The sequence below is a fragment of the Butyrivibrio sp. AE3006 genome, from assembly GCF_000424165.1.
Lineage (GTDB): Bacteria > Bacillota > Clostridia > Lachnospirales > Lachnospiraceae > Butyrivibrio.
On sequence record NZ_AUJJ01000010.1, the window covers coordinates 22,936 to 35,339 of the forward strand.

The 12,404-nt window shown below is 42.9% G+C and carries 10 protein-coding genes; 1 reads left to right on the forward strand and 9 read right to left on the reverse strand.

Features of this window, described 5'->3' with window-relative positions; all coding sequences use genetic code 11:
- Nucleotides 1-83: 83 nt before the first annotated feature.
- From deoC to G603_RS0106435, 9 genes are all read right to left on the reverse strand, one after another.
- Nucleotides 84-743 carry a deoxyribose-phosphate aldolase gene (gene deoC / locus G603_RS0106395; protein WP_026496346.1) on the reverse strand — a complete coding sequence of 220 codons (660 nt, stop codon included), beginning with the start codon at nt 741-743 and terminating at the stop codon, nt 84-86.
- A gap of 58 nt (nt 744-801) precedes the next feature.
- On the reverse strand, nt 802-1,788 hold the full coding sequence (add, locus tag G603_RS0106400) for an adenosine deaminase (RefSeq protein WP_026669682.1): 987 nt from the start codon (nt 1,786-1,788) through the stop codon (nt 802-804).
- Between the two features lie 23 nt (nt 1,789-1,811).
- Nucleotides 1,812-2,243 (reverse strand): cytidine deaminase, encoded by a 432-nt coding sequence (locus G603_RS0106405; RefSeq protein WP_026524363.1) that lies wholly within the window; start codon nt 2,241-2,243, stop codon nt 1,812-1,814.
- 85 nt (nt 2,244-2,328) lie between these two features.
- Entirely contained in the window at nt 2,329-3,261 is a 933-nt protein-coding gene (locus G603_RS0106410; protein WP_026524364.1) for an ABC transporter permease, read from the reverse strand.
- Entirely contained in the window at nt 3,261-4,331 is a 1,071-nt protein-coding gene (locus G603_RS0106415; protein ID WP_026524365.1) for an ABC transporter permease, read from the reverse strand. The genes G603_RS0106410 and G603_RS0106415 overlap by 1 nt, the downstream gene beginning before the upstream one ends.
- Nucleotides 4,324-5,850, reverse strand: coding sequence for an ABC transporter ATP-binding protein (locus G603_RS0106420; protein WP_035792377.1), 1,527 nt, complete (start codon nt 5,848-5,850; stop codon nt 4,324-4,326). Before G603_RS0106420 ends, G603_RS0106415 begins: the two co-directional genes overlap by 8 nt.
- A 34-nt stretch (nt 5,851-5,884) precedes the next feature.
- On the reverse strand, nt 5,885-6,724 hold the full coding sequence (locus G603_RS0106425; protein WP_026669684.1) for a YjjW family glycine radical enzyme activase: 840 nt from the start codon (nt 6,722-6,724) through the stop codon (nt 5,885-5,887).
- Nucleotides 6,725-6,726: 2 nt separating this feature from the next.
- Nucleotides 6,727-8,271: a YjjI family glycine radical enzyme gene (locus tag G603_RS0106430; protein ID WP_035792340.1), complete on the reverse strand. Its 1,545-nt coding sequence runs from the start codon at nt 8,269-8,271 to the stop codon at nt 6,727-6,729.
- Nucleotides 8,272-8,464: 193 nt separating this feature from the next.
- Nucleotides 8,465-9,640, reverse strand: coding sequence for a BMP family lipoprotein (locus G603_RS0106435; RefSeq protein ID WP_330367554.1), 1,176 nt, complete (start codon nt 9,638-9,640; stop codon nt 8,465-8,467).
- A 189-nt stretch (nt 9,641-9,829) separates the two neighbouring features.
- On the opposite strand from G603_RS0106435, the gene G603_RS0106440 reads away from it, so the two are divergent.
- Nucleotides 9,830-12,310, forward strand: coding sequence for a glycogen/starch/alpha-glucan phosphorylase (locus G603_RS0106440; protein WP_026669687.1), 2,481 nt, complete (start codon nt 9,830-9,832; stop codon nt 12,308-12,310).
- Nucleotides 12,311-12,404 lie beyond the last annotated feature (94 nt).

The window sequence follows — 12,404 nt, forward strand, 5'->3', positions numbered from 1 at the left end:
TAAAAAGCCATACCTCAGTTCAGATTTGGAACTAAGAGGTATGGCTTTAATTATTCTATATAGCTGTATTTAGCCTTTGGTAATTAAAGGAGATTCTCATCCTTAACGATCTTTACAACGCGGCTTGTACCGAGTCTGTCAGCACCAAGCTCCATGAATTTCTCAGCATCAGCGATGCTTCCGATTCCGCCTGCAGCCTTCATCTTTACGTCAGGACCGATGTGCTTTGCGAAAAGCTCGATATCAGCAAAGGTAGCACCTGCTGTTGAGAAGCCTGTGGAAGTCTTGATGTAGTCAGCCTTAGCTTCTGTAACAAGCTCGCACATCTTGATCTTCTCTTCATCTGTAAGAAGGCAGGTCTCGATGATAACCTTAAGAATGTTGTTTCCGCAAGCAGCCTTGATCTCTTTGATTTCATTGAGAACATAGTCATAGTTCTTAGCTCTGAGCTCACCGATATTGATTACCATATCGATCTCATCAGCACCGTTAGCAAGGGCATCCTTTGTCTCGAATACCTTTGTAGCTGTAGTCATGTTTCCGTTAGGGAAACCGATAACTGTGCAAAGCTGTACCTTATCGCCAACGTACTCCTTAGCACGAGCGATGTAGCAGGGAGGAATGCAGATAGATGCTGTGTTGTATTTAATAGCATCATCAGCGATCTCTTTGATCTGATCCCATGTAGCTTCCTGCTTTAAAAGTGTGTGGTCGCAGTGATTCAAAATTGTCTTAATATCCATTTTTTATTCCTTTCAATAATTGATTATATATGTGTACCGTTAATGGAAAATGTTGTTTTTATATAGCCCACTTTTTAAGGAGCTTATCCTTTACATCATCGGAAGTAAATGCCATATCTACGGAATCCTCATAGATTCTGCGGACAATATCTTCATTTAATCCAAATGCTTTATCAAGCTTTTCATACTCTTCAGTACATGTAATATTGCTAACTGTTCTGTTATCTGTATTTAATGATACAGGAATGCCGCACTCCATGAACTTAAGAATAGGGCAGTCCTCGATATGAGGATAAGCCTTTGTCTGTATATTGCTTGTAGGGCAGATCTCAGTTCCGACTTTGTTACTTCCGCAGAACTTCATGAGGTCAGGATCCTTAATCATTGCTATTCCGTGACCGATACGTTTTGCACCGAGGTCGATGGCGCCTGTGATATTTGATACAATACCTGTTTCGCCGCCATGTATTGTGTAAGGAAGTTCAATTTCCTTGGCATATTTGAAGAGGTCAGCGTACATGGAGATAGGATAGGCAGCTTCATCACCTGCTATATCGCAGGCTACAACACCGCTTCCAAGCATCTCTCTTCCGATCTTAACGACGCTCCTGTTAACCTCTTCATCAAGGCCTCTCATGGTGCAGAGGATGATGCCTGTCTCTATATCAAAGTCATTTCTTGCACGGCTAAGACCCTTTTCTACAGACTCGATAATGTCTCTAAAGGACATGCCCTTTGAAGTAGAAAAAGCTGGAGCAAAGCGCACCTCCAGGTACTTTACGTTTTCTGTGGCAGCATTTTTTGCAAGAGCATAGGATGACTCTTCTATACCCTCAGCATCCTGAAGACAGTGATTTGGAAGATCGAATCTCTTAAGGTATTCTGCAAGACTCTCACAGGAATCAGGAACCTGCATAAGATCTGCAAGTTCGTCCATCTCATAGCTTTCACCCCGCTCTGCAAGGAGCTTCTGCGATGTTAAAAGATCAAGAGAACCATCCAGATGACAATGTAATTCAATTTTTGGTACTGATTTAAAGTCCATTTTTACCTCTCTGTATTTCAGTATTAATAGTTTTCAAGAAAACTCATATTCCTGGGACCAAAGCCAAGAGGAAGAAGTTCAGAAAGCTTGTGAACCTCAGTCTCTTCAGGGTTATCTGTACCAAGAACCACATCGAAGGTCGTAGCATCAACAAATTCGTTTATTACCTGTCTGCAAACTCCGCAGGGAGCACAGATAGGAAGATGCTCTGCATTGTCAGGACCTCCCACGATGGCAATAGCTTTGAATTTTCTTTCGCCTTCACTAACAGCCTTGAATATAGCTGTTCTTTCAGCGCAGTTGCTGGGGGTGTAGGCTGCATTCTCTACATTGCAGCCGGTGTATACTTTATCATCTTCTGTCAAAAGAGCAGCCCCTACAGCGTGATGCGAGTAGGGGGTGTAGGCAAATTTTCTTGCCTCCAGCGCCTTTTCGACTAATTCATTATATGTCATATAATCATTTCCTTATTTCTTTAGAATAATTACCGTGCCAGAAGCCGGGAAAGCTTGTGGCACGGATAAAAATGTTCTATATAGATTAGCGTGATTTGATGTAAGGCTTACCGTTTGCTGCGGGAGCATTAGCTTTTCCTACAAAGAGGATAAGAGCGATGATGGTTACCACATAAGGGATCATTGAGATCAGGTTGGGTGAAACAACATTTCCCTGGCTGGCAAGAGCCTTGATTCCGTTACATACACCAAATATAAGGCATCCCTTGAGGGCACCTTCAGGTGAGAACTTACCGAAGATAACAGCAGCGATAGCAATAAAGCCCTGTCCTACGATAACTGTAGGTCTAAACTGTGATACTGTAGCCAGTGTTACGAAAGCTCCGCCAAGACCTGCAAGGAATCCTGAAAGGATAACACAGATATATCTTACAAGATATACGTTGATACCAAGGGATTCGCAGGCTTCCGGATGTTCTCCGCAGGCACGAAGGTGTGCGCCGAATCTTGTTTTGTAGAATACGAACCAGCAGATTCCTGCAACTACAAATACGAGATATGCCATTGAATAAACGTTAAGTACGTTACTTCCAAAGCTTCCTGCTGCAAACATGTTGTTGAACATCTTAGGCAGCTTAGATGCTGAATCGATAGCCGGTGTATCAGATGAGTTGTACAGGATCTTGCAGGCAAATACAGCAAGACCGGGGCCAATGAAGTTAATGGCTGTACCTGCGATAGTCTGATCTGCGTGATAGGAGATACATACTATTGCATGGATGAGTCCAAACAGTGCGCCGGCAAGTCCGCCTACAAGGAAAGCGATGATACCATTATGAGTAGTAAGAGCAGTGATAGCACCAACAACAGCACCTACTGTCATCATTCCTTCAATACCGATGTTTACAACGCCGCATCGCTCTGAGAAGCATGATCCAAGAGCTGCAAAAAGAAGCGGAGGTGTAGCTATAAGTGTTGCATTTATTAATAATCCGAGATTCTGAATAAGTATATTCATTATTTTGCCTCCTTCTTCTTAGAAAGATTTAAGAGCAATGCCTTAAATACATGAGCAATAGCTATGAAAATAACTACACAACCCATTATGATGTTGATGATTTCTGAAGGAGCATTTATAAGTGTAAGCTTTGATCCGCCGTACTTCATGGCGCCATAGAAGATACCTGAGAAGATAACTCCGATGGGGTTTGAACCGCCGATAAGAGCAACTGTGATACCTTCAAATCCGTAGCCTTCCTGGCTGGCAAACTGTGCAAGACGTCCACCCATACCCATGGTCTGAACAGCACCGCCAAGACCTGCAAGCGCACCGGAGATACCAAGTGCTGTAAGGATTGATTTATCGGAATCAATACCTGCGTACTGAGCTGCGAACTTGTTGAAACCAACGGCTTTAAGCTTGTAACCAAGAGTTGTCTTTTCAATGATTATCCATACGACAACAGCGAGAACGATAGCAATGATGATACCTGCATTTGCTGCGGAGCATCCTGTAAGAGCGATTATGCTCTTAGGGAAAAGAAGTCTTGCAGATTCATGCAGATCCTTTGTTGCTTCACCGCCGCCTACCTTGTGAAGAATTTCTGTGTTAACTGCGTAGTTTGAAAGGTAATAAGCGATCCAGTTAAACATGATGAAGGAAAGGACTTCGTGGATACCCTTTTTAACCTTCATGATTCCGCAGATAAGTGACCAGATACAACCTGCAGCAGCTGCAGCTATAAGGCAAAGCGGAATGTGGATTACAGCAGGAAGATCAAGGAGTATTCCTATTACTGTTGCTGCAAGAGATCCAACAACGAACTGACCCTCAGCACCGATGTTAAATACACCTGTACGGAATGAGAAAGCTACTGACAATCCTGTGAGGATGATAGGGCTTGCATAGGTCAGTGTCCAGAACCAGTACTTAGGCTTACTTACAACGCTTGAGAGAAGCTTTGAATATGCTTCAATAGGGCTTATGTTAGCGATTGCAAGGAAAATGGCACCGATTATAAAACCGATTATGATGGCAATGATAGTGTAAAGTACATTGCTGTGTAATATACCTTTTTTCTTATTCATGCTTTTTTCCTCCTGCCATCAAGAATCCAAGTTCCTTCTCATCTGCTTCCTTACCATCGACGCTACCGGTGATCTTACCATCAAAGATAACTTCGATTCTGTCAGAAAGACTCATAATCTCATCAAGCTCGAATGAAACAAGCAGGATAGCTCGTCCCTTATTTCTCTGCTCAACGATGTATTTGTGTACAAACTCTATAGCGCCGACATCAAGTCCTCTTGTAGGATTTACTGCTATCAGCAGCTCTTTGTCGTTTGTAACCTCTCTGGCAATGATAACCTTCTGCTGGTTACCGCCGGAGAGTGTACCTGCGGGCTTCTCTTCAGAACCGCGAGGTCTGATATCAAACTTATCCATAAGTCTGGTAGCCTGTTCGCGAATTGCTTTTCTGTTCAGGATACCTCTGCTTGAATAAGGCTCTTCTTCAAAATGCTGAAGGATCATGTTGTCCTCGATGGAGAAATCAAGAACAAGACCGTGCTTTTGTCTGTCAGCCGGGATACTGGAAATACCCATCTCGAATACTTCCTTGGGTGACTTGTTGTAAGCATCCTTTCCAAGCATTGTGATCTGTCCGGATTCAGCCTTTTTAAGGCCTGTGAGGATCTCAACAAGCTCTGTCTGACCATTACCGTCGACACCTGCAAGACCAACTATTTCGCCTTCTTTTACGTTGATTGAAAGGCCCTTAAGAATCTCAACGCCTCTGTAATCCTTGGCATGTAGGTCTTTAACTTCAAGAGCAACAGCTCCGGGCTCCTGTTCCTTTTTCTCAACGCGGAAATTAACTTCACGGCCTACCATCATGGCTGCAAGGTCATTCTCACTTACATCACCGACTTTAACGGTATCAATGTATTTACCCTGTCTGATAATAGTACAGTTATCAGAGCAGGCCTTTATCTCTTTGAGCTTGTGAGTGATCAGGATAACACTCTTACCATCAGCGGTAAGGTTCTGAATGATCTCCATAAGCTCATCAATTTCCTGAGGAGTAAGAGATGCTGTGGGCTCGTCAAGAATAAGTGTATCTGCACCTCTGTAAAGAACCTTAAGAATTTCTACTCTCTGCTGCATACCAACAGAAATATCTTCAATCTTGGCATTAGGATCGACCTTCATGCCGTAGCGCTCAGATATCTCTACAACCTTCTGGTTTGCAAGCTTCTTATCGATGACGATACCTTTTTGGGGCTCAACGCCAAGAATGATATTTTCAGTAACGGTGAAGGGCTGAACCAGCATGAAGTGCTGATGCACCATACCGATACCAAGATCGATGGCATGACGGGGGCTGGAAATTTCTGTTTCCTTTCCGTTAACATAAATTGAACCGCTTGTGGGCTTATAGAGTCCGTAAAGGACATTCATAAGCGTACTTTTTCCGGCTCCGTTTTCTCCCAGAATAGCGTGAACTTCCCCCTTGTGTACCTTCAGATTGATGTGATCGTTAGCTGTAAAATCACCGAACTTCTTGACAATATCCTTCATTTCGATGACTACAGTATTTGGGTCCATATGGCTTGCCTTTTCCAATCCTAGTACCTCCTTCTTAAATGATTATTATGTCTTCATAACCCATGCCGGACAGCATGTTTTTATATTTTGACAGCTCGTCCTGCGTAGGAACTCGCATGTCTGAATATTCTTTTCTTACTCCCATAGGTCTGTAAGCAATTATCTTTATCCTGAATTTGTGGAGCTTATAGAGGGGATAAAGAAATTCCCCTGTTTTTCTGACACTCTCTTCACAGTTGTATAAATCAGGCGCAATAACACATCTTACCTCGAAAAGCTTGCCGGTTTCCCCAAGGAACCGGGCATTTTCAAGAACCATATCGTTAGGGAAGCCGGTAACATACAGATGCTCATCAGATGAAAATGCCTTGATATCGAGCATTACGCCATCTGCAACCTCCATAAGTTCAGGATACTCTGAAAAGGGTATGGTCCCATTGCTGTCAATAAGAGTTCCGAGGCCTTCCTTTTTGGCAAGAGTAAATAATTCCCTGATAAATTCGGGCTGAAGCATACACTCACCGCCTGAAACAGTTATACCTCTGATAAAAGGAAGCTGTTTTTTCACAACTTCAAATACCGCATCCGGAGTCATACTGACAGCCTTTGGGGTGCTATCGTGGGGACATGTTTTGATGCAGGTATCACAGGATACGCATTTCAATGCATCAAATATGACCTTCCCCGAATCCATGGAAAGTGCACCTGCAGGACATTTTGATACGCATGCTCCGCAAGATATACATACCTTTCTGGTTTCAGGGTTGTGACAATATTTACAGTTGATATTGCAACCCTGGAGAAATACGGCAGTGCGGTTACCCGGGCCGTCAACACTGCTGAAAGGTATTATTTTTGTAACAAGAGCTTCCATTATTATCTGACCTTTCGCTCTAAAATGTGGCCATTTTTAGAAGCGCCAAGTCCAAGAGCGGTTGTGTCCTGAATAACGGCATGCCCATTGTCGAGCTTGATCATCTCAGAGCGCTTAACAAGATAGCCTGTTACTCTGATTACATCGCTGTCGCTTGAATAGAATGACATATAGCGAAGATCCTTGGCAAAAGCACCCTTGATGATATCCATTACGTACTCAGGGTTGCGATGTACTGTAAGATCTATCGGGAATATGTCACCTGTTCCTGAAGGGAAGTACTTGTGGAACTTAGAGAGAACGTTAAGCTGATCAATAAGTTCTTCAGGCTCTTCACCTATCGGAATACGTGTACCCGGTGTGATATTCACATCCTCGGCAAGTCCTACCTGTGCATGTAGAAGGAAATGTCCGTCTGTGGCTTCACAATAAGGGTTAGTGTGATTGTTGTTAAAATCATTTATGATCTCCATGATCTCTACGCCAAGCTGATTTGCTGCGTCATCATGGCCATATCTTCCTGTTTTGCCTTCTTTTTCAAGGAGGAGATTAACAGCATCTGCAAGACCAACAAGACCAAACATTGCAGTGAACTTATCCCTGCTGATAAATCCTTCCTGAGCAAGGAAATTATTCTCGAAGAATCCGCTTTCCTCCACCTCAAACTTGATTCTGGCATCCATGTATTTTGCCATGATGTCCATTACATAGGGAAGCTTATTGGTCTTAAAGTCTTCGATAGAAGATGCTTTCTTGGCTATATTTCCAAGTATAAGACGGCAAAGGGTGTATGATCCGCCGCCAAGTAAAAGTCCGTTGTAGCAGCTTGCGATTACGTAATTCTCTGAAAGCTCGCTTGTAAACATCTTGTGATTTGCAAAGCTTGGCTTAGCGCAGGTAAGCGCACACTCAACAGCCTCCTTGAGATATTCATCGGTACTTACTGCTGCGTCATATTTAAGTGAAAGATTGGGAACAGCGTCCTCTAAAACCTTCTCAGCTTCAAAGATATAATGTGCTGTCCTTGAAGGCTTGGGTCCAATGTCTGCATGAGCAAAGGAATCAAGAACTGTTCTGTCCACATTAAGAAGAAACATCTTTATAAGCTTGGCAGCTGTTTCTTCGGGAACTGTATCAATAAAGGGCTCGAGAAGATCATCGAGCTGACCGAGATATACGGGATAATTGGTTACGCTGGGCACATGTTTGTAAAAGATAAGCAGAGTATTAAGTGCCTCGAAAAGATCCTTGGGTGCATCAAGGTTAAGATATTTGCAGCCCTCTTTCATAAGCTTTGAATAATCAGGTGTGATATAGCGGGGGCGAAGCGGTGCATGACCTTCTGAAAGATCACATATACATTTCTCATCGCCGGGAACATTTAATAATTCATCAAGTCCCTCGGGTAAATCCAGTACTTCCAAAAGAGAATCTGCCTTGTTGGCAAGACAGGTAACTTTCTGCTCGTGAGTAAGTTCTGCACTCTTTATAATATCAAGGATTTCTCCTCTTGTTTGTTCAACGCGTTCCATGGAAATAGGTCTCATATTGCCTCCTTTATTTCCTAAAAAATACAAATTTATAGCTATTCAGGACCGGGTAATTGGATTTCAAAAATCAACCTGATTCTGAATAATTACAAATTCTCAAAAATACCGAACCAAGGCATAATCCCCCCGGTTCGGTATCCTCATAATTATTATATCACTTTACGTGCCATAGGCAACGATTCGATAGTTATTAGTCTAACTCGTAAACGTCGCCGTAAGTAGCCTCGAACTCAGACTGAGATGAAGGAACCTTGATCTCGCCGCTGATGATCTTAGCCTTAACGTCTTCTACCTTTGAGATAACATCATCTGAAAGAAGAGTTGTTGTAGGAGCGATGTCTACACCACCAACTGAAAGGTCGTAAACAACTTCGCCACCCTTGATTGTACCCTCAAGGAGAGCCTTAACTGAATCATAAACAGATACGTCAACTCTCTTCATAGCTGAAGTGATAACTGTATCAGGTGCAAGGTAGTTCTGGTCAGAGTCAACACCGATAGCATAGATGCCGTCGCCAGCTTCCTGACAAGCCTCGATAACACCAAGACCTGTGCTTCCTGCTGCGTGGAAGATAACGTCTGCGCCGTTTGTGATCATCTGTGTAGCATCTGTCTTACCAATAGCTGAATCAGCAAAGCTGTTTGCGTTCATCTGCTGGATTGTGCAATCAGGGTTAGCATCGAGAACACCTGCTGCGTAACCATAACCAAAGAGGTGCATTGTCTCAGATGACATACCAAGAACGAAACCAACGTTGTTTGACTTTGTTGTAAGACCTGCAACATAACCTACAAGGTAAGAAGCCTGCTCCTGCTTGAAGGTAAGGCATGTAACGTTGTCAAGATCAGCGTTTGAAGAATCATCAATGATTGCAAACTTAACATCAGGATTAGCTGTAGCAGCTTCTCTTGTTGCATCTGCGAGCATGTAACCTACGCAGATAATAAGGTTGTAATCTTCGTCGATGAAAGTCTCAATGTTGCTAGCGTAATCAGAGTCTGTGCTTGACTCAAGGTAGCTAACCTCAACACCGAACTCCTTCTGAGCCTGCTGAAGGCCTTCCCATGCTGACTGGTTGAATGACTGGTCGTTAACACCACCAACGTCTGTTACAAGACCGATCTTGTAGCCTGATCCGTCAAGAGCTGCATCTTCTGTAGTCTCTTCTGCAGCTTCCTCTGTCTCTTCTGTTGTCTCTTCTGCAGCAACTTCCTCAGTTGCATCTTCTGTTGTAGCTTCTTCAACTACTTCGCTTGCTGCTTCTGAAGCAGCTGTCTCAGCTGTGTTGTCTGATGATGAACCACCACAAGCAACAAGGCTGAATGTGAGTGATGCTGTAAGCATCATAGCAAGTAACTTTTTCATAATGCTTTTTCTCCCTTTCTATAAAGCTATTACTTGGTCTATTGCGTAACTTATCACGCAATCCATTTCATTATAATAGTTTTATCGCATTTTAACAAGCTGAAACTATTATTCATAAAATGTCGTCTAAAGGTGGACGAATTGTGGTACAATTATTCTATACATACTTCTATTATGAGGAGGAAGTTCATGAAGAAAAAAACGCTATCTTTTGATAAGGAACTATTTAAGCGAAGTGTCTTATATAATGTAAAGACTCTTTACAGAAAGACTATCGAAGAAGCTACGTCACAGGAAATTTTCCAGGCGTCTGCCTATGCCATCAAGGATGCGATAGTCGATCACTGGATGTCTACACAGAAGGCAGCCAACGAGCAGGATCCCAAGATCGTTTATTATATGTCCATGGAATTTCTTATGGGCCGCGCTCTTGGAAACAACCTGATCAATTTACAGGCATATAAGCCCGTTAAGGAAGCTCTTGATGAGCTGGGGGTTGATATCAATGTGATTGAGGATCAGGAACCGGATCCGGCGCTTGGTAACGGTGGTCTTGGAAGACTTGCAGCATGCTTCCTTGATTCCCTGGCATCCCTTGGATATATGGCCTATGGCTGTGGTATTCGCTATAAATATGGAATGTTTAAGCAGAAAATTAAGGATGGCTATCAGGTAGAAGTACCGGATAACTGGCTTGAAAACGGCAATCCTTTCGAGCTTAGACGTCCTGAGTATGCCAAGGAAGTAAAATTTGGCGGTTATGTTAATGCCTTTGTTGATGACAGAGGACGTACGATGTTCCGTCAGGAGGGCTATCAGTCAGTTCGCGCTATTCCCTACGACCTTCCCATTGTAGGATATGGAAACGGAGTAGTTGATACCCTTAGAATATGGGATGCAGAGCCCATCACCTGCTTTGAGCTTGATTCTTTTGATAAGGGTGATTATCAGAAGGCTGTTGAACAGGAGAATCTTGCCAGTCAGCTTTGCGAAGTACTTTACCCTAACGATAATCACATTGCAGGAAAAGAGCTCAGACTTAAGCAGCAGTATTTCTTCATCTCTGCTTCTGTTCAGACGGCTCTCAAGAGATATCTTCGTCACCACGAGGACATCAGCAGATTTTATGAAAAAGCTGTTTTCCAGCTTAATGATACACACCCCACAGTTGCGGTTGCAGAGCTTATGAGACTTCTTATGGATGAGTATTATCTGCCATGGGATACTGCGTGGGATGTAACCATGAAAACCTGCTGCTACACTAACCACACAATCATGGCAGAGGCTCTTGAGAAGTGGCCCATCGATCTTTTCCAGAGACTGCTTCCCAGAATTTATCAGATCGTTGATGAGATCAACAGAAGATTCGTTGACCAGATCATGCGTCAGTACTCTAATCTTCCCAGCATTGATGTGCAGGATAAGATTCGCAGTATGGCGATCCTTTATGACAATCAGGTTAAAATGGCGCACCTTGCCATCGTTGGCGGTCACTCTGTTAACGGCGTTGCAAGACTCCATACAGAGATCCTTAAAAAGAGAGAGCTTAAGGATTTCTATGAGATGTATCCTGAGAAGTTCAATAACAAGACAAACGGTATCACCCAGAGACGTTTCCTTATGCATGCCAATCCGCTTCTGGCAGATTGGGTAACAGCTCACGTTGGCGAAAGCTGGATTACAGATCTTTCTGTTATTGCAGGTCTTAAGGATATTGCGGGAGATAAAAAGGCTCAAAAGGAGTTCATGGATATCAAGCTTGCCAACAAGAAGCGTCTTGCAGCTTATATCAAGGAGCATAACGGTATCGATGTTGATCCCAAGTCAATCTTCGATTGCCAGGTAAAACGACTCCATGAGTACAAGAGACAGTTCCTCAACATCCTGCATGTTATTTATATGTATGATCTTTTAAAGGCTCATCCCGATATGGAGTACACACCCAAGACATACATCTTTGGTGCAAAGGCTGCAGCAGGTTATCAGACTGCAAAGCTTACCATCAAGCTTATCAATTCTGTAGCTGATGTTGTAAATAACGATCCTGCAATAAAGGGCAAGATCAAGGTTGTTTTCATAGAGGATTACAAGGTTTCAAATGCAGAGCTTATCTTTGCTGCAGCTGATATCTCAGAGCAGATTTCTACAGCAAGTAAGGAAGCATCCGGAACAGGTAATATGAAGATGATGCTAAACGGAGCCATCACTCTTGGAACTCTTGACGGCGCAAATGTTGAGATGCTTGAGGAAGTAGGAAAAGATAACATGTTTATCTTTGGAATGACTTCTGATGAAGTAATCGCCTATGAGAAGAACGGTGGATATAACCCCGGAGATATCTACAACAAAGATCCTAATGTAAAGAGAACCTTGGATCGCCTTGTGGATGGAACCTTCTCAAACGACAGAGAGCTGTTCAGACCACTGTTTAATTCTCTTCTTAATACTATTAATTCAAACAAGGCTGACCAGTACTTCATATTGAAGGATTTCGAATCCTATATAGAGGCTCAGAGGAATATCTCAGAGACCTACAGAGATACCAAGAAATGGGCTAAGATGGCAATTCTTAACACTGCATCCTGCGGAAAGTTCTCATCAGACAGAACAATACAGGAGTATGTGGATGAGATTTGGCATATCGACAAACTGGATATGAGTAAAGTCTGAAAAAATCTGATACACAAGGCTGTGCACCGATGGTTTTCGGTGTACAGCTTCCTTTTTTTATACACAAATATGCAAGATTAAAGTATAATACCTT

Coding starts and splice junctions, on each gene's coding strand:
- deoC (WP_026496346.1), bottom strand. CDS start 743: ATGGATATTAAGACAATTTTGAATCACTGCGACCACACACTTTTAAAG.
- add (WP_026669682.1), bottom strand. CDS start 1,788: ATGGACTTTAAATCAGTACCAAAAATTGAATTACATTGTCATCTGGAT.
- G603_RS0106405 (WP_026524363.1), bottom strand. CDS start 2,243: ATGACATATAATGAATTAGTCGAAAAGGCGCTGGAGGCAAGAAAATTT.
- G603_RS0106410 (WP_026524364.1), bottom strand. CDS start 3,261: ATGAATATACTTATTCAGAATCTCGGATTATTAATAAATGCAACACTT.
- G603_RS0106415 (WP_026524365.1), bottom strand. CDS start 4,331: ATGAATAAGAAAAAAGGTATATTACACAGCAATGTACTTTACACTATC.
- G603_RS0106420 (WP_035792377.1), bottom strand. CDS start 5,850: ATGGACCCAAATACTGTAGTCATCGAAATGAAGGATATTGTCAAGAAG.
- G603_RS0106425 (WP_026669684.1), bottom strand. CDS start 6,724: ATGGAAGCTCTTGTTACAAAAATAATACCTTTCAGCAGTGTTGACGGC.
- G603_RS0106430 (WP_035792340.1), bottom strand. CDS start 8,271: ATGAGACCTATTTCCATGGAACGCGTTGAACAAACAAGAGGAGAAATC.
- G603_RS0106435 (WP_330367554.1), bottom strand. CDS start 9,640: ATGAAAAAGTTACTTGCTATGATGCTTACAGCATCACTCACATTCAGC.
- G603_RS0106440 (WP_026669687.1), top strand. CDS start 9,830: ATGAAGAAAAAAACGCTATCTTTTGATAAGGAACTATTTAAGCGAAGT.